The 21,895-nt window shown below is 53.6% G+C and carries 24 protein-coding genes; 11 read left to right on the forward strand and 13 right to left on the reverse strand.

Translation table 11 applies throughout. From position 1 onward, the window contains the following. Positions 1 to 4: 4 nt before the first annotated feature. The 7 genes from E8D52_09380 to E8D52_09410 form a co-directional block, all read right to left on the reverse strand. Positions 5 to 3,190, reverse strand: coding sequence for an efflux RND transporter permease subunit (locus E8D52_09380; protein TKB69170.1), 3,186 nt, complete (start codon positions 3,188 to 3,190; stop codon positions 5 to 7). A gap of 70 nt (positions 3,191 to 3,260) precedes the next feature. Continuing rightward, on the reverse strand, positions 3,261 to 4,448 hold the full coding sequence (locus E8D52_09385; GenBank protein ID TKB69171.1) for an efflux RND transporter periplasmic adaptor subunit: 1,188 nt from the start codon (positions 4,446 to 4,448) through the stop codon (positions 3,261 to 3,263). A gap of 316 nt (positions 4,449 to 4,764) precedes the next feature. Beyond that, entirely contained in the window at positions 4,765 to 5,160 is a 396-nt protein-coding gene (locus E8D52_09390) for a PilZ domain-containing protein (protein ID TKB69172.1), read from the reverse strand. A 358-nt stretch (positions 5,161 to 5,518) separates the two neighbouring features. Beyond that, positions 5,519 to 5,929 carry a PilZ domain-containing protein gene (locus tag E8D52_09395; protein TKB69173.1) on the reverse strand — a complete coding sequence of 137 codons (411 nt, stop codon included), beginning with the start codon at positions 5,927 to 5,929 and terminating at the stop codon, positions 5,519 to 5,521. Between the two features lie 33 nt (positions 5,930 to 5,962). After that, complete coding sequence (locus E8D52_09400; protein TKB69174.1) at positions 5,963 to 6,334, reverse strand: hypothetical protein; 372 nt, start codon at positions 6,332 to 6,334, stop codon at positions 5,963 to 5,965. A 71-nt stretch (positions 6,335 to 6,405) separates the two neighbouring features. Beyond that, positions 6,406 to 6,933 carry a hypothetical protein gene (locus E8D52_09405; GenBank protein ID TKB69175.1) on the reverse strand — a complete coding sequence of 176 codons (528 nt, stop codon included), beginning with the start codon at positions 6,931 to 6,933 and terminating at the stop codon, positions 6,406 to 6,408. 4 nt (positions 6,934 to 6,937) lie between these two features. Then, positions 6,938 to 7,468, reverse strand: coding sequence for a hypothetical protein (locus tag E8D52_09410; protein ID TKB69176.1), 531 nt, complete (start codon positions 7,466 to 7,468; stop codon positions 6,938 to 6,940). Between the two features lie 109 nt (positions 7,469 to 7,577). On the opposite strand from E8D52_09410, the gene E8D52_09415 reads away from it, so the two are divergent. The 6 genes from E8D52_09415 to E8D52_09440 all read left to right on the forward strand — a co-directional run bounded on the left by E8D52_09415 (position 7,578) and on the right by E8D52_09440 (position 13,118). Then, a complete protein-coding gene (locus tag E8D52_09415; GenBank protein TKB69177.1) occupies positions 7,578 to 8,126 on the forward strand; it encodes a sulfopyruvate decarboxylase subunit alpha in 549 nt (182 codons plus the stop codon). Further along, on the forward strand, positions 8,123 to 8,701 hold the full coding sequence (locus tag E8D52_09420) for a sulfopyruvate decarboxylase subunit beta (GenBank protein ID TKB69178.1): 579 nt from the start codon (positions 8,123 to 8,125) through the stop codon (positions 8,699 to 8,701). The genes E8D52_09415 and E8D52_09420 overlap by 4 nt, the downstream gene beginning before the upstream one ends. A gap of 61 nt (positions 8,702 to 8,762) precedes the next feature. Beyond that, positions 8,763 to 9,845, forward strand: coding sequence for an aminotransferase class V-fold PLP-dependent enzyme (locus E8D52_09425; GenBank protein TKB69179.1), 1,083 nt, complete (start codon positions 8,763 to 8,765; stop codon positions 9,843 to 9,845). Then, a complete protein-coding gene (locus E8D52_09430; GenBank protein TKB69180.1) occupies positions 9,842 to 10,561 on the forward strand; it encodes a phosphocholine cytidylyltransferase family protein in 720 nt (239 codons plus the stop codon). Before E8D52_09425 ends, E8D52_09430 begins: the two co-directional genes overlap by 4 nt. Positions 10,562 to 10,648: 87 nt before the next feature. Beyond that, positions 10,649 to 12,085 carry a hypothetical protein gene (locus E8D52_09435; GenBank protein ID TKB69181.1) on the forward strand — a complete coding sequence of 479 codons (1,437 nt, stop codon included), beginning with the start codon at positions 10,649 to 10,651 and terminating at the stop codon, positions 12,083 to 12,085. Further along, positions 11,967 to 13,118 carry a flippase-like domain-containing protein gene (locus E8D52_09440; protein ID TKB69182.1) on the forward strand — a complete coding sequence of 384 codons (1,152 nt, stop codon included), beginning with the start codon at positions 11,967 to 11,969 and terminating at the stop codon, positions 13,116 to 13,118. The genes E8D52_09435 and E8D52_09440 overlap by 119 nt, the downstream gene beginning before the upstream one ends. Here E8D52_09440 and E8D52_09445 read toward each other — a convergent pair. Together E8D52_09445 and E8D52_09450 are read right to left on the reverse strand one after the other, a co-directional pair. Next, complete coding sequence (locus E8D52_09445; protein ID TKB69183.1) at positions 13,094 to 13,465, reverse strand: PilZ domain-containing protein; 372 nt, start codon at positions 13,463 to 13,465, stop codon at positions 13,094 to 13,096. The two genes, E8D52_09440 and E8D52_09445, sit on opposite strands and share 25 nt — an antisense overlap. A gap of 111 nt (positions 13,466 to 13,576) precedes the next feature. After that, positions 13,577 to 13,975: a hypothetical protein gene (locus E8D52_09450; protein ID TKB69184.1), complete on the reverse strand. Its 399-nt coding sequence runs from the start codon at positions 13,973 to 13,975 to the stop codon at positions 13,577 to 13,579. A gap of 84 nt (positions 13,976 to 14,059) precedes the next feature. Here E8D52_09450 and E8D52_09455 point away from each other — a divergent pair, with 84 nt between their 5' ends. Both E8D52_09455 and E8D52_09460 read left to right on the forward strand, forming a co-directional pair. Next, entirely contained in the window at positions 14,060 to 14,437 is a 378-nt protein-coding gene (locus E8D52_09455) for a TfoX/Sxy family protein (protein ID TKB69185.1), read from the forward strand. 115 nt (positions 14,438 to 14,552) lie between these two features. After that, the gene (locus E8D52_09460) at positions 14,553 to 14,780 is read left to right on the forward strand and encodes an AbrB/MazE/SpoVT family DNA-binding domain-containing protein (protein TKB69186.1); all 228 of its coding nucleotides are present in this window, start codon (positions 14,553 to 14,555) and stop codon (positions 14,778 to 14,780) included. Between the two features lie 126 nt (positions 14,781 to 14,906). On the opposite strand, the gene E8D52_09465 is transcribed toward E8D52_09460, so the two are convergent. The 3 genes from E8D52_09465 to E8D52_09475 all read right to left on the reverse strand — a co-directional run bounded on the left by E8D52_09465 (position 14,907) and on the right by E8D52_09475 (position 16,974). Further along, positions 14,907 to 15,176: a hypothetical protein gene (locus tag E8D52_09465; protein TKB69187.1), complete on the reverse strand. Its 270-nt coding sequence runs from the start codon at positions 15,174 to 15,176 to the stop codon at positions 14,907 to 14,909. 32 nt (positions 15,177 to 15,208) lie between these two features. Further along, complete coding sequence (locus E8D52_09470; GenBank protein ID TKB69188.1) at positions 15,209 to 15,967, reverse strand: hypothetical protein; 759 nt, start codon at positions 15,965 to 15,967, stop codon at positions 15,209 to 15,211. A 110-nt stretch (positions 15,968 to 16,077) separates the two neighbouring features. Then, positions 16,078 to 16,974 (reverse strand): hypothetical protein, encoded by an 897-nt coding sequence (locus tag E8D52_09475; protein ID TKB69189.1) that lies wholly within the window; start codon positions 16,972 to 16,974, stop codon positions 16,078 to 16,080. Positions 16,975 to 17,161: 187 nt separating this feature from the next. Between E8D52_09475 and E8D52_09480 the strand changes: the two genes are divergently transcribed. From E8D52_09480 to E8D52_09490, 3 genes are all read left to right on the forward strand, one after another. Beyond that, positions 17,162 to 19,171 (forward strand): carbon starvation protein A, encoded by a 2,010-nt coding sequence (locus E8D52_09480; protein ID TKB69190.1) that lies wholly within the window; start codon positions 17,162 to 17,164, stop codon positions 19,169 to 19,171. Positions 19,172 to 19,315: 144 nt separating this feature from the next. Continuing rightward, positions 19,316 to 19,813 carry a YajQ family cyclic di-GMP-binding protein gene (locus tag E8D52_09485; protein ID TKB69191.1) on the forward strand — a complete coding sequence of 166 codons (498 nt, stop codon included), beginning with the start codon at positions 19,316 to 19,318 and terminating at the stop codon, positions 19,811 to 19,813. A 25-nt stretch (positions 19,814 to 19,838) separates the two neighbouring features. Further along, entirely contained in the window at positions 19,839 to 20,855 is a 1,017-nt protein-coding gene (locus E8D52_09490; protein ID TKB69192.1) for a hypothetical protein, read from the forward strand. An 8-nt stretch (positions 20,856 to 20,863) separates the two neighbouring features. Here the strand turns inward: E8D52_09490 and E8D52_09495 are convergent, their stop codons facing one another. Further along, positions 20,864 to 21,865 (reverse strand): hypothetical protein, encoded by a 1,002-nt coding sequence (locus E8D52_09495; protein TKB69193.1) that lies wholly within the window; start codon positions 21,863 to 21,865, stop codon positions 20,864 to 20,866. Positions 21,866 to 21,895 lie beyond the last annotated feature (30 nt).

The raw sequence follows: 21,895 nt of genomic DNA on the forward strand, positions 1-21,895 counted from the left end.
CAGGCTATTCCGGAACCGAGGTGGCGCCAATGGAGGCCACTTCCTGATCGTTCGCTGATTCTTCGAGTCTCCTCGGGAAATATTCCTCTAAAATCAAATACATCGTTGGAACGAGAAACAATGTGAGGAGGGTAGACACGCTCAACCCTCCGACGACCGCCCTTGCGAGAGGCGCGTTTGTTTCACCACCGGTCCCGAGTCCGATTGCCATGGGAAGTAGCCCAAAGACCGTGGCCAGCGAGGTCATGAGAATGGGGCGCAGCCTGGTGCGTGCGGCAGTCACAACGGCATGATGAAGTCCTTTGCCTCTGCGGCGGAGGACGTTGGTGTAATCGACCAATAAGACACCGTTTGAGACGACGATGCCCAACATCATGATAATCCCCATCAACGACGTAGTGGACAGTGTCGTGTTCGTCAGAAACAGGATCAAGATGACACCGGGAAAGCCCATCGGCACGGAAAACATGATGATAAAAGGGTCGATGAGGGATTTAAATTGGGCGGCCATGACCATGTAGACCAACATGAGTGCCAGGATGGTCGCAAACTGCAATCCTTGGAAGGTTTCGCGCTGCTGCTGAATCTGCCCCGCCAGCTTGAGGCTGAACCCTGCCGGCAACTGGAGTGTGGCGAAGGCCGACTCTAGGTCTTCGGCGATATCACCGAGGGGCCGGGTGGTGGGATTGGCCGTGATATGGACCACGCGCTGAAAATGTTTTCGATCGACCTTCACCGGTCCTGCGTTCAACTTGAGGGACGCAACATTCTTCAGGAGGACAGGCTCGCCGGTTTTGGCGATGAGCAGAATATTCTCCAGATCACTGAGATTCTTTCGGTGTGCCTCGGCCAGCCAGGCGCTGATGAAATACTCATTGCCGCTTTGCGGATCCGTATAAATGATTGGGTCGGTCTGACCGTTTCCATTCAGGGAAAATAGGACGGTATTGGCCACGTCGGCTTCGCTGATGCCGAGCAGAGCCGCCTTCTCTCGATCCACCGTCACGTTGACTTCCGGATAGTTTTCTTCCCGACTCGGTTCGATATCCGCCATGCCTGGAGTCTGCTCCATGATTTCCTTGACGCGGGCGATGACGTCTCTCGCTTTTTCGAAGTAATAGCCATAGATTTCCACATCAATGGCCTTTTGGGAACCGAAGCTGGTGACGCGTTTGACGAGCCCTCCGGGATCGAAATACATCGACACTCCTGGGAACAGTTTGACGATCTTCGGGCGCACATCGTTCATGATCTCGACTTGCGTTCTGGCCCGTTTGTCCGGTGAGACGAGGTACACTTGCATGGACGACGTATGAGGTCCTGTGTTGGGGTTGAAGAGCGACGCGCGACCTTGCGATAGGATACCCGTACTGGAGACGATCGTCTCCAATTCGGTTGCGGGAATATTGGCTCGGAGCACCCGTTCGACTTCTGAGACTTGCTGTTCGGTCTTTTCAACTCGTTGGCCGACTGGTGCCCGCAGGACGATGCGAAACTGACTCTCATCGGAAACCGGAAGGAACTCCGTCCCGATCATCGGAACCAACGTAAGCGATCCGACGAAGATCAGTAGCACCATGGCGATAAAGGTCCGGCGATGTCCCAGGACCCACTGCAACGATTCTGCATAGCTTCTATCGAGAGCCTCATATCGGCGACGACTCCAATCCATCAGTGTGGTAAACCAGGACGGCATGGTCCGCTGAGCGTCTTGTTCAGACTTGAGAAACTTGTAGCAGAGTGCTGGCGTCACTGTGCGGGAGACGAGGAAGGACGTGAAGAGCGCGATCGCGATGGTCACGGTTAACGGTATTAGCAACAGACGAGCGACACCGACGACGAAAAACATCGGGAGGAAGACCACCACCGTGGTGACGGTCGACGCGAGGATCGGCATGGCGACTTCTCGAGCGGCATTGAGGATGCCGTTCCACCGGTTGGGGTTGGTATTGAGGTGGCGCTGAATATTTTCCAGTTCCACGATGGAATCATCAACCAGCCGGCCGATCCCCAGCGCAAGCCCGCCGAGCGTAAAGACGTTCAGGGTTTGGCCGGTAAAATAGAGGACCACAAACGTCACGAGCATGGAGAGCGGAATGGCCACAGAAATGATGAGGGTACTTGTGAGGTTGCGCAAGAAGATCAGAATCACGGCTGAGGCCAGCAGCGACCCATGGAGGGCTTGTTCGGTAAGATTGTGAATGGATTGTCGGATATAGAGTGATTGATCGAATGAAATGCCGAGTTTCACCCCCTCAGGGATGCCAAACATCTTGGGGAGGGCTTCGCGAAGGGCATCCACAACCTCGACCGTGTTGGCGATCGGTTGCTTGTTCACACGAAGAAACACCGATCTGGCACCGTCGGCATGAACGATGTTTGTTTGGATATCGGATGAGTCCGTCACGGTCCCTACATCACGCACGCGGACCGGACTGCCCTGCGGATTGACCTTCACGATGACGTCCTGGATCGGCTCGACTGTTCGGAACTGATTGTTCGTAAAGACGTTATAGTCAAGGTTCCCAGCTTTGATGTCACCGGACGGCAGAATTAAATTGGAGGCTTTGACGGATTTCACGACGTCAAGAATGGAGAGCCCGCGGGTGCTGAGCAGTGCGGGGTCGAGGTTGATATTGATCTGACGAATCTTGCCACCCTCGACTGTGGCCGCCGCGACATTGGCGATCTGCTCGATCTGTGGGGCGATGGTGTTGTACGCAAGATCATAGAGTGCGCGCTCGTCCAGCTCATCGCTCGACACCGATACAATGGAAACGGGGATATTGGAGACGTCGAACTTCACGATAAAGGGCTGTAGGATCCCCGGTGGGAGGCTGTTCAGAATCTGCGTGATGCGTTGCATCACTTCCATCTGTCCAACATTGATGTCTGCTCCCCAGTTGAACCAGATCTGGACGGCCCCGAGACCCTGCTTGCTGAACGATTCGACATGTTCGACATTGGAAGCGGAGCTGACAGCTTTTTCGATTGGATAGACGACGCTCTGCTCAATGTCGAGCGGGGGCGCCCCCTTGTACACGACACCCACAAAAGCGACTGGGACCTGGATTTGCGGGAAGAGATCAACTGGTAGGCGTTGAAGGGACGTCAGCCCCAGTACCACCATCGCGAGGGATAACATCAGAATGCCGATGCGATTGCGTAGTGCGAGTAGAGTGAGCCACATTCTAGGTTGGTGGGGAAACCGAGGTAAATCGTGAGGCCAAGGAAGCCGAACTCTTCAGCCTTTTCACCTCTTACCCTTCACTCCTCACTTGGTTGAGCGGTTGGGTCTGGACAGGTGTGCCATCGTGCACCAAGTCTTTGCCTGCGACGATGATCTGTTCTTGACCCGTCAAGCCTTTGGTGATTTCTACATGGTTGCCGTTACGGGCCCCGATCTCGATATCCACTCGCTGGGCTTTCCCCTCTTGGACGATATAGATATATTGCATGTTTTCGAGTCGACTGACAGCCTCAATGGGAATCTGCAATGCTTGGTGATGGGTTCCCACCATGACTTCGACTCGGGCAAACATCCCGCCTTTTAATCGACGATCCTTATTCGATAAGTCAATTTCCACCGTCATGGTACGTGTTGCGCGATTCAAAGCCTGGACGACACGCGTGACGGTTCCTTCGAATATGTAATCCGGGTACGCTTCGGCACGGAGCTCGGTCTTTTGACCTACCTTCACGAGTGGAATGTCTCGCTCGACGACTTCGATCAGTACACGAACCGTATTGATGTCGTGTAGGCTCATGATGCCTCGTGACATCGTCGACGTGCTGGCAGTCGCGCTGCTGACATAGGCCCCCGTATCTAGATTTCGTTCTGCGATATAGCCAGGAAATGGGGCTCGAATATACGAATAGGCTAAGCGAGTTTCCGCCTGGGCTAGGGCCACCTCCATTTGGGTGACCTGCGCTTGAAGGGATTCTTGTGCGGCGCTGGCGGCGTCGAAATTGACCAGCGCCGTATCCAGGTCTTGCTGGGAGACAAATTGGTCCTTGATGAGGGTCTGCACGCGATCCAGCGTCAACTTAGTGTTGCGGACGACCGCATCTTGTTGTGAGACCTTCGCCTTGGCGGCTGCCAGATTGGCTTTTGCCTGATTGACGGCATGTTGATAGTCCGTATGATCGATTTCAACGAGCAACTGGTTCGCTCTGACGTAATCGCCCTTATCGACATGGAGCTTGGTGATGTATCCGTCAACCCGTGAGAAGATATTGACGACTTGATTAGGCGAAATGTCCGCTGTATAGGCCAGACGAATGTCGAGATCTTGTCGGAGCGGAGACACAGTGCCGACCGTAATGAGCCGTGCCGGTTTCTTGTCGGTTTTGGAGTCTGTGCTCAGGCGAAAGGCTACAAGAATGGTGATCGCAATGAAGATAATGATTCCGAGAGCGACAAATGGATGTCGGACGAGTTGATTCATAGTGGTACCTGTCGTCTACGCGCCCGTCGCCAGCTTCGCGCAAGTCGGAGCATACGCATTTTATGAGAAAATTGCGTTGTACAGGGCATGCTTGGTCGGAAAGTGTTTGCAGGGTGAGCACCTCACTGATGCCCGTAGCCCTGCTGTTTATGGCTGAAGGTTTGGGATAGTTGATGTCGTTGACGAGAAGATGTCCGTGTCCTATTCATGGTAAGTAAGTAGTCACTCACCATGAATTAGCATGGTGCGCGTCCAGAAGACAAGGTGACATGGATCGCTAGGGGTGAACATCCCCGACTAGGCTCTGATAGTAGGGTCATTGAACCGACTCCGCTTGGGCAGCGGATTGGGCGTGGAGCAGTGTCTGCAACCGATCACCATCACGGAGGCTCACTTCATTTAGTTCAACTCCAAACAGAGATCCCTTTGTCCAGGAGACCACCACTTCCGAAACGAATAGCGGCTCCTCCTCGTCTGGAAGATATAAGAACAAGGTCAACTCCATGCCAATCTTGACGGGACAGTTTCCACGAATGCCCACCCCACCTTCGGATAGGTCTACAGCGCTACCGTCTCCAATAAGAACGTCGTCCCCGTTGACTCCTGAGTACATAAGCCCCAAGGAGACGAAACTTCTTCTCATTCTGCGACGCTCAATCGAATGCGATGAGCAAGGCACTTCCGACTGTCCCAAGTCTTTCGTCTGTCTCATCGTTATACCTCCTGGTTAGGTGCTCGTTTCAAAGGGATTAATCGACTCAGTCCTGACCTGCCAAACATTTGAGTCCCAAAGGCTCTTTCTGCCTTGCCGCTGTGTAGTCTGTATTCGAGATTCCGTATGGATGAAGGCTAGCGCTGAGTGTCAATCTTGCCATCCCACCAGAGGAGGGGGAGTGCCCAAGTCGGAAGGGGGGTGACGGAAAATGACAATAAGTTAATCTGTTATGTGTCTACTTGAAGGGATGCCTCATTCTGAACGCCGTATGTGAGGTCTTATGAGTTGATGAGCGTTCTCCGCTCAGTCATGAAAAGGATCGTGGCACTATAGACAGGAGGAGATAAGGGCCGGACTATATCATCAGCCGGAATCGAGTTCGTTGATCGCTTACGGTTTGATGGGAGATGCTTTTCCAAATGAAAGATTGCAACCGCTTCCGATGGTCTTGGCTCAGATCCATAAATCGGACAGAAAATTGACAACCCGATACCCACACAACATGCGCTGATTTCAATGAAAGCTGAGGCAATCCATCGGGAAGCGCAATGGTAAGTGTCAATAATGTGCCTCGTGTTACCGGGCGGTCGCTGATGATTTGGCAACCAGAAACGGATATATTTTTGGTGAGTCCCTCTCCTTGGTGAGGCTGTGTCGGAACTTCACCGACATAGCGCACTCGACACGTGACCGTTACACGTTCGGCGTAACGGCCATCCAACGGAACATAGGACTTTCGGTTATTCATTGTGAGTGTCATCATCATAGCTTCGTCCGGAATGTTTTCACAATCAATTCACTAAATGTAACTTGGCCATGCGAAGTGAACGATGCACCAACTCGTAGAGCAGTAACTGGTGACTGGATACCATATTGATGAAGGGAATAACTGCCGGAGCTTAGTCCAGGCCGTTTGAAGCTCTTCATAAGAAATCGACTTCCATCTCTTGAAAATCGGTACCGCCTGGATGCGATGATCCTGATTCCCTAATTCCTGCAGCATATCGGTCATCGCGCGGATAGCTGCCTGTGCTGGTTGATTGGTGTAGATGATGATCTTTGCTCCGGCGTCTTCTAGCTCAGCCGCAGTGGTTTGATCGAAAATCGTTGGGGCGATGACCTTCAATGTGCCGGGGGGGTATGCAGCCCGAAGTTTTTCAGCCTTTGTCATAATGGACCCCATATGATGCGAAGGAGCACAGCCTATGCCAACGAAATGTTTGGAATAGTATCTATCCACCGTTAGAAGACTGTCGCGGAGGTCCCGTCCAATAGTTTTTCAGGTAGCGTCAGGCTTTCAATAAATATGATGCCACGCGCTGCCCCAGTCTCGAATCGCAGTGTCACTTCCGTATGAAAGCCATGCCACGCATAGACTTTTACCGGACCGACAGTGATTTGTCCCGGTGTGTGGTCGAGTGGACCATATGCGGATTGAAGGTAGGTCAGGACTCTCTCATGAGTCTCATTCCCACTGTACCGAACCGTCACACGGCCGAACTTTTTCTCAAACGTGGTCAATCGTATGGAATCGACGGGTATCGTGCCGAGCGCAGGAGTCTGTTGGGTGTGTTCATAGGTCTGTAGGCGACCGGCATCTTCGACACGCGCAAACTGTTCCATTTCCGCAAGGGATGTTCCCCAGGGAATATCTTCGAAGCCATTGGGATCGTTGACGAGTGGAACGGCCAACGACGATGTCGCTGTAGACAGCAGGCAGAAGATACCTATTGCGAGGAGCGGCTTTCCTTTACGAAAACCTGTGTTCATCGATCTACTCTGCGGAGTCGGTAATATAGTCGTTGAACCGTGGTGCGAGTGTGCGGCTATCGATGAAGATATAGCCGCGCTCGGTGCCGGCTTGGTAGGTCAACGTGATCTCGGTATCTGATCCGCGCCACGTGTATTGCTGATTGAGACCTCGTGCCATCTGCCCAGGAATACGCTCCAGCCCACCGAATTGATTTTCCAAGAAGCGCAGCACGTGTTTGTGGACTTGGTCTCCTTGGTATCGGATTATGACACGCGCAAATTGATCATCCAGGGACAGGTAGAGAATGCTGGTCATTTCTGTTCCCGCGAATGACACCGGCTCCCTCTTGCGGAGATATTCGATGATATGTGGACCTGCACGTATCGTCTCCAGCTCCTGGCGTGAGGACAAGGAAGTGCCCCAAGGAATATCGTGAAATCCCATCGGATCATTCGTCATGGGAACAGCCCATGCTGAGTGAGCACCGATCACGACGGCGATTATCAGGACCAACGGCAAGGTATTGGGTGTTGGTTGGGTGCGCGCGCGCATCTTCTGTCAACGGAGTCGGATGCAACCCTCTTGCTACTCACGCTACCATGCGAGAGAGTTCAACTCAATCGCGGATCTTTCTTGAGAACCTCGCAGGGCGTATCTTATAATGCGCCGGCTTTCTGCAGGTGTGTCTCAAGATGTTAGGAGGAATCGTTCCGTGATTGAAAGCGACGTGTTTGTCCAAACGATGCAGGACATGGGAGTGAATTTCTTTACCGGTGTGCCAGATTCGATTCTGGGTGGGATCATTGCGGAACTCATGAACCGTCGGCTCTATACCCCCGCAGTTCGTGAGGATGAAGCGGTCGGCATGGCTGCGGGCGCCTATATGGCTGGGAAAACCCCCGCCGTGCTCATGCAGAATTCAGGACTGGGTACCTCTCTCAATGCGCTCATTTCGCTGAATATGATTTATCAACAACCCTGCATACTGATTGTTTCCTGGCGTGGGCAGGGGGGGAAGGACGCTCCGGAACATTTGGTGATGGGAGAGGTGATGCCGCAATTGCTTGATACCGTCAAGATTCCGCACCGGACCCTGACTGAAAAAACAGTGATTGAAGATTTTAGGTGGGTCGCTGAGACATTCATGAAGCAGCGGATTCCGGTCGCCTTGTTTATCACCAAAGGCGTGGTCAAGGGATTGCATCCATGAGGCCCGAACAAGGCACATTGATCAGTCGGGCGCAGGCCATGGAGGCCTTGCTGGAGTTGCTGACCGATCAGCCCGTCATTATCTGCAACGGGTTTCCCTCGCGCGAGGCGCACAAGATCGCGGATCGGCCCACTCATTTCTACATGATCGGCTCCATGGGGAATGCTTCGGCTATTGCCCTCGGTGTTGCGCTCGCCAAGCCGAATAAACAGGTGATTACCTTCGATGGCGACGGGAATGTGCTCATGGGAATGGGTACACTCGCGACGGTCGGTGCATTGAGACCAAAGAACTTTATCCATGTCGTCTTCGACAATGAAGTGTACGGAACGACCGGGAACCAGCCGACGATCTCCAACGTGGTGCCGCTGGAGAAAGTGGCGAAGTCGGCGGGCTACGTGAATGTGGAACGGGTCCTTGATCGCGAGGATCTCGTCTACGAGTTCAAGGACATGCTGAAGAAGGATGGGCCTAGCATGTTGCTCATTAAGGTGAACGAATTTGTGGAAGATGCCGGTCGCGTCCTGCACGACCCGCCGGATGTCACCCGTCGATTCATGAAGGCGATTGAATAGTCGCCTGCTGTCAGCTGTCAGCTTCTGAAAGCGCTGATCGCTGATTGCTGAAAGCGAGAATATGATTCTCCTCAATCCAGGTCCCGTGAATGTGTCCGAGCGGGTGCGGCAGACGCTGCTGAAACCCGATATCTGTCATCGCGAAGATGAATTTCTAGAACTGCTTCACCGCATCCAAACCAAGCTGCTCAAAGCCTTTGTTCCCGGAGCCGAATCGGACTACGTTGCCGTCGTGATGACCGGATCGGGGACGGCTGCTGTCGAAGCCGCCTTGATGTCGTCGCTTCCTCACGGTCGCCGGATGCTCATCCTCAACAACGGGGTCTATGGTGAACGGATGTCTCAGATCGTGGGCCTCCATCGTCTGGGGGTGAGCGAGTTGAAGTATGACTGGACGGTTAGGCCAGACCCTGAGAAGCTGCTGCTGGCCTTGCGACAGCATCAGGAAGTGCATGCCGTCGGCATGGTGTACCACGAGACCACCACCGGACTTCTCAACCCTGTTCATGAGATCGCCGAGATCGTTGACAATCAGAATCGTGTGTTTGTGCTGGATGCCGTCAGTGCGCTGGCAGGTGAAACGCTGAATATTGCCAAGTCGCACATCTATATGGTGACGGGGACGGCGGGAAAGTGCATTCAGGGATTTCCAGGCGTCTCGTTCGTGCTTGTGCGAAAGGGGTTCGTCGAGAAAATGCGCGCGTATCCGAAGCGCTCGTGGTATCTCCATCTGACTCATTACATCAACAATGAGGGGCGAGGCACGATTCCATTCACGCCCGCAGTGCAGGTCTACTATGCTTTTGACGAAGCACTGAATGAGTTGCTCGAGGAAGGCGTGGCCAATCGCATCCAGCGGTATAAGAAGATGGCGACGCTGATTCGTGAACGAATGGCCAAGTTCGATGTGAAGGCGCTTCTCCCGGCGGACCGGCAATCGAATACCATCACGGCCTATCACCTGCCGGACGGGGTTTCTTACCAGACGTTGCATGACCGCCTGAAGCAGCAGGGCTATGTCATTTATGCCGGGCAAGGCAACTTGGAAAACAAGATTTTTCGCGTGGCTAATATGGGGGCACTGTCCGAGGCGCAGTTTGGCGGATTTCTCGATGCCTTCGAACAGGTCTGCAAATCAGCATGAAGGCGGTCATTCTGGCAGCGGGAGTCGGGAAACGTTTGTGGGAAGTGACCCAACATCGCCCGAAATGCCTCATCGAGATTGGCGGCCGGTCGCTCCTGCATCGCTATCTGGAGTCGCTGGTTTCCGTTGGGATTCGCCGGGCTGAGATTGTTGTCGGATACAAGCAGGAGATGATTCGTGCGGCGGTCGAGCAGGATTGTTGCGGCGTCAACGTCACGTTTTTGGTCAATGAACAGTTTCATAGGGGCAGTATTTCTTCACTGTGGATCGCACGAACCGCGCTCGACGACGACACCATCGTGATGGATGCCGATGTGCTATTCCATCCAGAAATCCTACGACGTCTCGTGGCGTCACCCTGTGAGAATGCGCTGTTGATGGATGAGACGGTACAGCAAACTGGAGAGGAGTGCATGGTGGTCGTGGCCGGGGGCCGAGTGATTGCACTGACCAAGAATATGCCGGAACGTTACGATTACGCCGGTGAAGGGGTTGGATTTCTTCGGATTCGGCACGCCGACACGACTCATGTTGTCTCGTCGCTCCGTGGCTACATCGACCGAGGCTCATGGGAGATGGAGTATGAGGACGCGCTGCGGCCGTATTTTCAGGACGTGCAGGTTGGCTATGAACGAATTGGAGGGCTGCCTTGGACGGAGATTGATTTCATCGAAGACGTAAGAAAGGCTGAATTGGAAGTTTTGCCAAAACTATGAGAAAGTCTTCGTTATAGTACGCTGTTCGATGAAGAGGGACCCTGCGCCAGGGAACAGTGGTGAGCAGACACAGGTGTCTAGAGAACCATGAGTAAGAGCATCCTCCAAAGAAGAGTCGAGATTCAAGGGTTGGCCACGGCGATTCTGCTACCGTCGGTCGGGGTATTCAGCGGTCCGATCGGGACGCAGGTCGACGACGTAGGGCCCCTGACTAGTGTCGTGGGGATCGGGCTCTTTCAACGAACCGTACTCACCTTGCAGCGGGCGGGTATTCGTCAATTAATCGTCCTGTCCGGTTCTGAGGAGGAACAGCTGAAACAGGCGCTCGGCAAAGGGCCACGCGTCACAATTCCCGTCCGATGGATGCCGATCCGTGAATTTCCTCTCGATGATCCTCGGACCTGGGAAGCCTTGGCGGCTGAAGTGCATGGCTTTGCATTAGTCGCGAGCGTCAATAGCGTGTTCTCTCGAGGGTTGATTGAACGGTTGCGGCGCGAGGTGCAGGATGGTCAGGCCATTGTGGTCTCGCAAGCCTCACAGGGGCAGGTCGATCAGTTCATGGTGCAGAGCCTGCGAGCGAAAGTCCGTTCTGATCGCCCGACGATTTTCGCCCCTCCTCGTTTCGACAGTCCAGCCTTACGAGTGGCTGAGCTTGTGGTCGTGCCGGCAAGCCTGATGAGCACCACGAATCAAGCCGTGAGTGAGAAGGGAAGCCCTCCGATCCGCCAGTGGCTTGAGCGGGCTGCGACGAATGGTCGAGTGCATGTTGTCTCGGCTGAGGCGAAGCAGGGGAATTGGTATCAACCTGTTCGGACGCTGTCTGACGTTCAAGCAGCCGAAAAGAAGTTGTTCAATTCCCTCAAGGGGGAGTTCGAAGGGTTCGTCGATCGCTATTTCAATCGCAAAGTCTCTCGCTGGTTTACCCGCCTGTTTCTCGCCATGGGGCTGTCGCCCAATTCCATCACGGTCCTTGCCGGGCTGGTTGGTCTGCTGGCGGCTGCGGGATTTGGGATGGGCACCTACAGCGCCGGTATCGTGGCAGCCCTCTTGTTCCAATTGGCGGCCGTCATCGATTGCTGCGATGGCGAAGTCGCGCGGTTGACCTTTACCGAGTCGCCGCTTGGCGCCTGGCTGGATATCGTGTTGGACAACATCGTGCACATGGCGATTTTTGCGGGTATCGCCGTGGGACTCTATACGACTTACCTCGGACAAGCAGACGACTGGGTTCCACTCGCACTCGGCACCGCTGCGGTGTTTGGCAACGGTCTCTCCCTCGTACTCGTCGAAAAGGCGCAAAAGATTAAAGCGGTGAGTGGCTGGAGCACCCCTGCCCATGCAGCTTGGGCGGATATGATGTTGAAAAATGTGGCCAGCCGAGATTTTTCAGTAGCGCTGTTGGGCTTTGCCCTGTTCGACCAGCTGTATTGGTTTCTCATCTTTGCGGGAGCCGGCGCATTGCTGTTTGCTGGTGCCATGGGCTGGGTCATCCGCCCATCCGCAGTCTCATCTCCTCGGCCATAAATGGCTCGTTCGCCATCCGACTAACGTGTTGCGCTATATCCTACTAGCCCTTGGCCTCATCGTTCTTGGCTTTCTTGTCTGGCAGATTGGACCCGGTAATATCTACGATGCGGCGTTGCGGCTAGGTCCCCTCCCCCTGGTGATCATCCTGATTCCCTCTCTCCTTATGTATGTGATCGAGGCATATGGCTGGAAGCTGGTATTGGGGTCATTTGGGCAAGTGATCTCGTTTTGGCGGCTCCTCACGATCAGGACCGCCGGGGAGGTTGTGAATATGACGACACCCACAGCTTACATGGGCGGCGAACCCCTCAAGGCCTATCTGCTGAAACAATACAATGTTCCGATGGCGGAAGGGGCTGCGTCCGTGGTGATTGCTAAGACGACTCTGACGATTGCCGAAGTCTTCTATATCCTCGTCGGGATCGCCATTGGATTTTTGATCTTGGGCACCGGTAGCTCGGCGGGCCAGACCATCACGGCTGCGGTGGTGAGTGTGACAGTATTGATCTGTTCGATCGTCGGGTTTGTCTTTGTCCAACAGCGTGGGCTCTTTGCCTCGATGCTGGCTATCATGAAGAAGCTGGGAATGCGGATCCAGGTTCTAGAAGCGCAAGGGGAACACCTACGCTCGATCGACCAGACCATTCTGAATTTCTACAGCCAGCATCGTGGGACATTTGCCCTCTCAACGGGGGTGTGCTTTTTCGGCTGGCTGGCCGAATCATTAGAAGTCTTTGTGATCATCTATTTCCTAGGCGATTCTGCCAGCCTGTGGTCGGTCATCTCGATGGGTGCCTTGGCCGCCCTCATTAAAGGCGGGACCTTTTTCATCCCTGGTAGTCTCGGGGCGCAGGATGCCGGTAATCTCCTCTTGCTGCAAGCCTTCGGCTACAGCGATGTCACGGGCATCACCTTTGCGTTGCTCCGACGATTCCGCGAAGTGGTCTGGATTGGCATCGGACTCTTGTGTCTGGCCCTAGTGGGAAAAGGCAGGAGACCTCGGGGTCAAGACGGTGACAGTCCTTCCTGAGTGATCGTGTGGAGCCGTTCGACCATCCGATCCCACACAAAGTTATGAAGGCGAAAATCGGCCGCCCGCTCCACCCTGTGAAACTGAAGCCCCATTCGATTCCCTTGGGCCCATCGGACCTCCGCTTCTTCGACCGGGAGTGACTGCGCCTGATCCGGGAGGATGAGCCGCATCCGCAGTGTCGTCCCTTCTGGGATGGTATCGGCGCATTTGATCGCGCAGCCAAACACCGTCAGGTTCATGACTATTCCTTCCGCGATCGTTTCCGCATCGGAAAACATCACGGGGTATTGTATGGCAAGCGGGACGCGATAGTGATGGCGCTGATGGGGGCGTATGGATTCCACAGTGACCCAGTGTAGTCGGCCTTGAGCGGCAGAATGAATCCCCCTTTCGCGGGGACGAAATGGATCCTCCAGAGTGGTCCGGGGCCTGTTCACTATGAGGGTTGTACCTATTCAGGCGGAATAGTGCTTATTGAGGTGTTCGCGCTGAAACTGGATGATATGTCTGATCAGCAGTTCTCGATCCGGATTGGCCATCCTGAGGAAATGGCCATGGAGTCGATACGTATTGAGCGGGTAGAGAATGGGATCCACACGCAATACTTGAAGGTGAGACTTAAAGAGCACCTCGCCGGGAAGCAGCAGGGCGCAGGAGAGAATGGCGTTCACCTCGAAGGTCTGGTTCAGCGTGACGCCGATGCCGCCGGCACTCAGATTGACTGCTTTCTCGACGAACTCGTTCTCGGTAGTATCTGACTCAGGCTGAAGACAGATGGGGAGCGAGACAGTGATGCGATAATATTCACGGCGATCGCTCGGTGAAGGCGGTGAAGCCGGGGCATCGGGTGGCATGGTCCCGAAGAGTATACCAAAATGGGAGTACCAATCCACGATCGCTGTTGGTGAATACAAAGCGTTGAAGCGAGAGGGCGTGAGATGGCTTGTAACGAGCGATTGGCAGAACGAATCAGGGACTACTTCAAGCGCCGAAAGGGGGTAGAAGAGAGGCGTATGTTCGGCGGGCTCTGCTTCATGCTCAACGGCCACATGTGCTGTGGGATCGAAAAGGACCGCCTCATGGTTCGTGTCATGCCGGACCGCTACGAAGCGCTCCTCTCGAAACCGCACGCTCGGGAGATGGATTTTACCGGCAAACCACTCAAAGGTTTCCTGTTCATCAGCGAAGCTGGCTATCGCACGGCGTCCGGTCTAGCTTCGTGGCTTGATGAGGTGGTCGAGTGTGCCAAATCGAAGCCGTTGAAGAAAAAGAAGGTGACAATGTTGAGGAAACTCTCGAAGGAAAACCGCCGTTGATCCACATCAGCTCCTGCATAGGATGAGCGAGCTTCTGTTAGCTTGGGGTGGCTTTACCATTGGAATCAGGTGATATGATGGACACACATTGTAGTACCACTGTGGAGGTGAGGAGATGATCAAAAAGCTGACCAAACATGGAAACAGTCTAGCTCTCGTGATCGACCGCGGAGTGCTGGATCTGCTGGAGATTGACGCCGAGACGCCGCTCAACATCAAGACGGACGGGAAGTGCCTCATCGTGACGCCTGTGCAAGATGCGACTCGCCAAAAGAGGTTTCGTACAGTGCTAAGCGAGACCAATCGGCGGTATGGGAAAGCGTTAAAGAAGCTCGCCGAGTAACCATGCTTCGTCAGCCTGGTGTCTCCATCCAAATGCTGCCCAACTTCTGCTTGTTGCTATCAGCTCTTTGTATGACTAGGCGCGATCCGAATCAGGAGGGTATTGATGGGAAATGGGCAACGAAGGCTATTCCTTCGTGTCCCTGGCCTGATACCAGCGTTGCAGGTGCTTCAGTTTGGGCAATTTGGTTTTGTCGTTGAACAGGTAATTGCCGAGTAGACCATACAGAATGTAATCCACGAACAATGGGCGATTGGCCAGAAGAAACGGCGAAGCCGCCAGCATGCTGTCGATCGGCTTCAAGAGTTCCGCGAACTGTTTGCACAGATACGGTCGGTGGGTGGTCCATTCTCGGACGCATCCTCGTCCGAACTTCCGCTCCTTATGCCGAACCATTATGACCCGCTCCCCGAGAGGGCGTGAAGGAATTAAAGGGGGGCATCTACTTCAGGAAGGAACACGGAAAAAGTACTCCCATGTCTTAGGCGTGTTTTCATCTCTATCCAGCCACCGTTCCTCCTGACTATTTCTTTAGTTACATAAAGCCCAAGGCCAGTTCCCTTTTTCTCTTTTGCGGAAAAGAATGGCTCAAAAATACGTGGCAAGTCTTTCTGTGAGATCCCACATCCATTGTCGGAGACTGATATGCAAACAAACGAACCAACCAAAGCGTCAGGATGGCCAGCCAGGTATTCATTGGTTATGGATACAGAATTAGTTGCTATGGTGATCAAGCCTTTGTGTGAGATAGCGTCTCGGGCGTTCACCAATAGATTCATCATGACTTGCTCAAACATTTGAGGGATAGCAGTAATCCTAAGTGGTTTTGTGAAGAGTTCAAAGGTGATTCTCACATCATTCCCTAGAAAAGCTGAGAGCCCATCCGCCATTTTTGTCAGTAGATCATTTATTTCAAAGGTGCCATCACGTTCGATAGCAGCATCCTTACCCAGCGATTGGATTGTGCGGACGAGGCGCTTACCCAGATTTATGGCCGATAGGATCCCATTAGCCGATTCCCGCAAGGGGCCTTCAGGGGCCTGACTAGCCAACTTAGCTGACTGTTTTTGGATGGATGAAAGAATGTTTTCGAACTCATGAGCGAACGCAGTTCCAATTGTGCCAAGTAGCAACTCTGCCTTCTCGTCCGCTAATGCTTCCCAGTGTTGAATGCTGGCTTGAATCAATTTCTGCTGCTCTGGTGTGAAGCGTGCTTCCTGCCTCCGTGAACGAAGATACTTAGCTCGCTCGAGCTCGATATAAGTTCCAAGTTTTTCGCAGTATCGACTCTCGATATCTATAAGCTCTTTAGGCGTTGCAACTCTTCGTCTTCGGTTGAGGGAGGAAGGGCTTTTACTTGTCTGGAGAGCTCTCCCATCATCAGTTGAAGTTCCTTGTGGTCGTCCTTGCTGCTGTAAGGGATAATTCTGATATTGTAATTCTCTGAAAACGACTTCCTTAAAACATTCCCAGCATCAGGGAAGAGGGCGTAGTGTCGCCTGCCAAATTCCCTATAGAGAGAAGCATGCGCCCCTAGAATAAGATCTAGATCGTGATCTCTCAGTCCATAACCAATGAATAATGCTGTGCGCGTCGCAAAAATGTGGGACATTGAGGCCTGGTATAACGGGCTAGAGTGAATTACCTTTTGGTAGTCTTTCTTTCTGAGTACAACCGTTTCAATGTCCTCAGCATCCCCGTGCATTTTGAAAATAAAGAAGCGCTTTTGAGTGCATAGTTGTGACAGCTGAGCCAAGTTCTTCGATGTGAACGTGAATGGGTAACTGCTACTTCGAAGTTGCTTCGCGTAAGTTCGTTCAATCAAGGTGTCATAGTTTGTTGTCAGGATTGCGCTAAGAGGAAGGTCTAGCAACAGCTCATGCACCTTTGTTGGGCCGTTTCGGTTTCCACCAAAGGTGTTCTGAATGAAGTTTCTATAGAGATCGCCACGTAAGAGATCTGCACATTCCTCAGCGACTTCTGGATAATGTCCTTTCCGCAGTAGGGATTTCAGCTCTTTGCTCTGAGTGAAGCTGACCAGTTGCCTTTGGCACTCTGAAATCATCAACTCCAAGGTTTCTTTCCAATTGGGGAAGCCCGCCTGAAGGGAAAGGCCAGAGCCAATAATTCCGATAACTTCATTAGAGCGAAAAGAATCGATCAGATCTTGTGGGAATGTGATGGATCTAGTCATTGCGTGCTTCTGTTTGATCTAGAGTACAAAGACGGTGCAGGCTACTTCGCACCAGTGACCATGTCAACTCGAAGTCTCTGCGTCGTTAGGATGCGGATGGTTGCGTAGTCATAGTGCAGTATTCAGCTAATGTGTAAGGCAGTTCGAGTCGCGCTCACTTCTTGGCTTTTATGTTAGGATGCCGCGCATGAAAGTGGCGGTGAATCTGCTCTGGCTACTGCTCTCTCTTCTTGGTGCGCTCGCGCTGGCCCACGTGGTCGGCGTTGTGAACCCAAACGAAAAAGTAAACGGCCTCTGGTTGGTCGTCGCGGCAGCCTGTATTTATGTACTGGCCTATCGGTTCTATGGCCGATGGCTGGCTAGGCAGGTCGTTGGTCTGAACAATCAGCATGTGACGCCGGCGGTGCGGTTGAATGACGGCGTCAATTTTCATCCCACCAACAAGGTTGTGCTTTTTGGCCATCACTTTGCCGCGATTGCTGGAGCAGGGCCCTTGCTTGGTCCGGTCTTAGCGGCGCAATTCGGATTTGTGCCGGGGTTTCTCTGGCTGGTGATTGGGGCGGTGCTGGCTGGGGCGGTGCAAGATTTCATCATTCTCGTCGCCTCGATGCGGCGCAACGGACGTTCGTTGCCCGAGATTGCCCACGATGAACTGGGCTCTGTCACCGGCACGGCGACGGCGGTCGCGGTGCTCTTTATTGTCGTGGTGGCTCTGGCTGGTCTTGGATTCGCCGTGGTGAATGCGCTCTACCACAATGCCTGGGGCACGTTTACGATCGCGATGACGATTCCGATTGGTCTTCTTATGGGCTTCTATCTTCAAAAGTTCCGTCCCGGTGCGGTTGCGGAAGTGTCAATACTTGGCGTGGTTCTACTGATCGCCGCCGTGCTGTACGGCCGTGTCGTTGCGCAGTCGTCCTACGCGTGGCTCTTCGAGTTTGACAAGCCCTCGCTGATCTGGCTCCTGGCCGGCTATGGGTTTCTCGCGTCGGTCTTGCCGGGTTGGATGTTGCTGGTGCCGCGCGGCTATCTCTCCACCTTCATGAAGCTCGGCGTGGTCTTTCTACTCGGGTTCGGGGTCATTCTTATGGCACCGACGATCGAGATGCCGCGTGTGACACAGTTTGCGAATGGCGGCGGGCCAATTATTCCAGGCACGCTCTTTCCTTTTCTCTTTATCACGATCGCCTGCGGGGCAATCTCAGGATTCCACTCTCTGGTCTCGTCCGGGACAACGCCCAAGATGATCGAACAGGAATCGCAGGCGGTAGTGGGGTATGCGGCGATGCTGCTGGAAAGTTTTGTTGGCGTCATGGCGTTGATCGCGGCCTCGGTGCTGATTCCTGGCGACTACCTGGCGATCAATACGACATTAGGTGCGGATGCATTGGCGGCGATGGGTTTTCCCCCGTCGCGAATTGCTGAACTGTCACAGATGGTTGAAGTTGATGTGGCTGGGCGTCCTGGCGGGGCTGTGTCTTTGGCCGTCGGCATGGCGTCGATCTTTTCAGCGTTGCCCGGCATGGCGGGTCTGATGGCCTACTGGTATCAATTCGCACTCGTATTTGAAGCGCTCTTCATCCTGACGACGATTGATACGGGCACGCGTGTGGCGCGATATCTGATCCAAGAAATGGCCGGACGGGTCTATGCGCCCTTTCGCCGAATGAACTGGATGCCGGGTGTGATGTTGAGCAGCGGTGTGGTCGTGGGTGCCTGGGCCTATCTGATTGGAACAGGGAGCATTTCGACCATTTGGCCGATGTTTGGTGCTGCGAATCAGTTGTTGGGCACGCTGGCTCTTTGCATCGGGACAACCGTCTTGATCAAGATGTGGAAGTCGCCCTATCTCTGGGTGACGGCGCTGCCGATGCTCTTCGTGGGCATCATCACCCTGACCGGATCGTATGAAATGTTTTGGATGTTCTTGAAGAAAGCCGGAACATTAGCGGCAGGGCAAGCCTTTGCGCTCTATCTGGATGCTGTGCTGGTGGCACTGGTTGCGGTGCTGGGTTTGATTGTCTTAAGCGATAGTGTATGGCAGTGGTATGGCTACGTGGTGCTGAAAAAGCCCTTTACGAGCAGTGAGGTGGTTGTGATGGCTGGTGGAGGGTCTGCAGGGCGGATGCAGACGGCGATCCATTGTGCTGATGACGAGAAGAGTTTTAAGCTGCCGCATGGAACGGGATGTTGTTGAGGCGGCATGGTTAATCTTCTCGCTCGCGTCCCGCACACACTCGATCTATCGAATTGCAAAATTATGGGCGGTGCTCGGTGCATGTGCGCAGTGAAAGATGAACGATGCTGCCCTTCCTAGATTAAGGAAAAGAAGGAGGAGATTGTGGCTGATCAGTTTTCATTCGATGTGGTGTCGGAAGTGAATATGCAGGAGCTCAAGAACGCGCTGGATCAGGCAACGAAAGAGATCAAGCAGCGGTTCGACTTCAAGGACACGAAGACAGAGATCACGCTGAAGGAGAAGGAAAAAGAGTTGATCGTCATCTCCGACGACGAATACAAGCTGAACGCGGTGCAGGAGATCATCAAGGGGAAGTGCGTGAAGCGTGGGGTGTCGCTGAAGGCGTTCGACTTTGGCGCTGTGGAACCGGCCTTAAGCGGAACTGTACGGCAGACGGCGAAGATTCAGAGTGGCCTCACCTCAGAAAAGGCGAAGGAAATTACGAAGGCGCTCAAAGATTCCAAGGTGAAAGTCCAAGCGCAGATTCAGGGCGAGCAACTGCGTGTGCAAGGCAAGAGCAAGGACGAATTGCAGTCGGCGATCGCGTTCTTGAAGGGGAAAGATTTCGAGGTCGATCTGCAGTTCACGAACTATCGATAAATAGTGTGGTAGCTGCATCACCTCCATGAAGATGCTACGCCTGCTCCTCTTTCTCGCGATCTCTTTTGCCGGCTGCAATCGCAGCGATCCGATCGTTCTGATCCAGCTCCATCCAAAGAATCCCGATATCATCTACGTCGCGACGAACGACTATATCTATAAAACCCGTGATGCCGGCCAGACATGGACAAACCTTTCTCAAGGAATGAGCTATTCCCGTGTGATCGCTATGGCAATTGATCCCGTTTATCCCGCGACTGTGTATGCGGGAACGAAGGGCGACGCCGTCTACAAAAGTTATGATGGTGGACAGCGCTGGATCTCAATGCGATCGGGGCTTGATGATGCGACCATTACGTCCGTGGTGAATCAGTTCCTCTTCGATCCTGCCGACGCGCAGCACATTTTTCTCGCGACCACGATGGGTGTGTTTGAAACCAAGAACGGCGGCGAACAATGGACGAAGAAAATGGAGGGTATGAACGAAGTGTTGATGGTTGTGACGTTGGGCATGGATCCGACCAGGCCTTCCATTCTGTATGCTGGAACCAGCGGCGGCGTTTACAAGTCGATGGATCAGGCCGCACATTGGGTAAAAGTGAACAACGGGCTGGTGCCGCCGGACATGGTGAAAACGTCCCGGGCACTGAATGTCACCTCCATACTGGTTGATCCATACGAGCCCAATACGGTTTACGCCGCCACGCTCGCGGGGCTCTATAAAACAACCGATGCGGCCAAGGGTTGGAAACGAATCGGAGAATCGCTTGCCGATCAGATGATCATTGCTATGGTGCTTGACCGAACGCGTCGAGGGGTGATCTACATCACGGGACGGGATGGCGTGCATCGGAGTGAAGATGGCGGGGGCACGTGGGTGGTGCTCAACAAGGGGTTGGCGACTACCAACATCAGAACGATCGCACAAAGCGAAGCGGATCCAGGGGTGTTCTATGCCGGCACAAATGGGAGTGGCCTCTATCGCAGTCAGGATGCGGGGGAGATCTGGGAGCCGATGCCGGTGGTGGGAGGAAAACCGTGAGGGGCGGGCTATCGCCTCTTGCTATTCAAGTCAGAGTCTCCAATAGAAGCACCAACCCCTCGTCGTGGAACGGTTGAGGTACCTTCACGATTTTGTGCGTTGTCGACTTCGAACCCAGTGCTGCTGGACATGGAGGTCTCTTGCATATCCGTTCCAGGCCGATGGGGGAGCTGACTGTCGTGAACATCCTCTCCTCTCCGCAGGCGAAGTGATTCGCCCGCATTGCTATAGGGAGACACCGAGGCGCCGATGTCCGCACCGAAGTTGGAATTCGACTTCGTGTCTTCGATGCCCCCTCCGATTCGTGATCGCAAGGTCGTATCCTCGATCTCAATCCCGGTCGGTGCTGCTGATGGCGGCCTTTTGGCCATGAACTCCTTCTTGATCGCCTCTTCTTCCTCTTGGATCTGTGCTTTGGCCCTGCCGCTGGTTTCGTAGTCAACTTCTTTGAGACCCTGTTGTGCTTCGTTCAATTTATCCAGGCGGTCCTGAAGGCGCAATAGGTCTTCCCGAGCACGTGCAACCATTCCGATAATGCTGGTTCCTTGGCGCTTTCCCAGCTCCGTTGAATTATAAACGCCTTTCTGCCGAATGGCTTGGAGGATATGATTGGCTTCATCAATCATCTCGACGATGTCGCTCGGTGCATCGCTAGTCGTCAAGCAGCAGGACAGGAAGGCCCGGTAGCGATCTGAAAATTTGGAGGCTACATTCCGTAATTCTTCAATTTTTATCGGATCACGGTCGGGGAGATCGAATCCTTGTTGGCGTGCTTTCTCCCGAAAAGACTCTGCCGCCTGCGGATCGAAGAGTGGCTCACAGCCAACATTCTTTTTGGCTGAAATCTGTTGGCCCGGCGCCTTGCTCGAACACCAATAGATCGGTGCCGGTTGATTGAGTGGGTTATCAGGATTGAAGTCCTTCGCACCGGCCTGCTCCAGGTAGAGGAGCGGAAGGATGAAGAGCAGAAACGGTCTTATGCATGAGGAAGACGAATAGTTTAGAGACATAATAGCATTCTCTAATCGAAATCCCTTGAA

It is taken from the genome of Nitrospira sp. (assembly GCA_005116745.1).
In the GTDB taxonomy this organism is placed as follows: Bacteria; Nitrospirota; Nitrospiria; order Nitrospirales; family Nitrospiraceae; genus Nitrospira_D.

Bases quoted from the DNA above. Each gene is read 5' to 3' on its own strand.
- E8D52_09380 (TKB69170.1), bottom strand. From the start codon at position 3,190: ATGTGGCTCACTCTACTCGCACTACGCAATCGCATCGGCATTCTGATG.
- E8D52_09385 (TKB69171.1), bottom strand. From the start codon at position 4,448: ATGAATCAACTCGTCCGACATCCATTTGTCGCTCTCGGAATCATTATC.
- E8D52_09390 (TKB69172.1), bottom strand. From the start codon at position 5,160: ATGAGACAGACGAAAGACTTGGGACAGTCGGAAGTGCCTTGCTCATCG.
- E8D52_09395 (TKB69173.1), bottom strand. From the start codon at position 5,929: ATGATGATGACACTCACAATGAATAACCGAAAGTCCTATGTTCCGTTG.
- E8D52_09400 (TKB69174.1), bottom strand. From the start codon at position 6,334: ATGACAAAGGCTGAAAAACTTCGGGCTGCATACCCCCCCGGCACATTG.
- E8D52_09405 (TKB69175.1), bottom strand. From the start codon at position 6,933: ATGAACACAGGTTTTCGTAAAGGAAAGCCGCTCCTCGCAATAGGTATC.
- E8D52_09410 (TKB69176.1), bottom strand. From the start codon at position 7,468: ATGCGCGCGCGCACCCAACCAACACCCAATACCTTGCCGTTGGTCCTG.
- E8D52_09415 (TKB69177.1), top strand. From the start codon at position 7,578: ATGCGCCGGCTTTCTGCAGGTGTGTCTCAAGATGTTAGGAGGAATCGT.
- E8D52_09420 (TKB69178.1), top strand. From the start codon at position 8,123: ATGAGGCCCGAACAAGGCACATTGATCAGTCGGGCGCAGGCCATGGAG.
- E8D52_09425 (TKB69179.1), top strand. From the start codon at position 8,763: ATGATTCTCCTCAATCCAGGTCCCGTGAATGTGTCCGAGCGGGTGCGG.
- E8D52_09430 (TKB69180.1), top strand. From the start codon at position 9,842: ATGAAGGCGGTCATTCTGGCAGCGGGAGTCGGGAAACGTTTGTGGGAA.
- E8D52_09435 (TKB69181.1), top strand. From the start codon at position 10,649: ATGAGTAAGAGCATCCTCCAAAGAAGAGTCGAGATTCAAGGGTTGGCC.
- E8D52_09450 (TKB69184.1), bottom strand. From the start codon at position 13,975: ATGCCACCCGATGCCCCGGCTTCACCGCCTTCACCGAGCGATCGCCGT.
- E8D52_09455 (TKB69185.1), top strand. From the start codon at position 14,060: ATGGCTTGTAACGAGCGATTGGCAGAACGAATCAGGGACTACTTCAAG.
- E8D52_09460 (TKB69186.1), top strand. From the start codon at position 14,553: ATGATCAAAAAGCTGACCAAACATGGAAACAGTCTAGCTCTCGTGATC.
- E8D52_09465 (TKB69187.1), bottom strand. From the start codon at position 15,176: ATGGTTCGGCATAAGGAGCGGAAGTTCGGACGAGGATGCGTCCGAGAA.
- E8D52_09475 (TKB69189.1), bottom strand. From the start codon at position 16,974: ATGACTAGATCCATCACATTCCCACAAGATCTGATCGATTCTTTTCGC.
- E8D52_09480 (TKB69190.1), top strand. From the start codon at position 17,162: ATGAAAGTGGCGGTGAATCTGCTCTGGCTACTGCTCTCTCTTCTTGGT.
- E8D52_09490 (TKB69192.1), top strand. From the start codon at position 19,839: ATGAAGATGCTACGCCTGCTCCTCTTTCTCGCGATCTCTTTTGCCGGC.
- E8D52_09495 (TKB69193.1), bottom strand. From the start codon at position 21,865: ATGTCTCTAAACTATTCGTCTTCCTCATGCATAAGACCGTTTCTGCTC.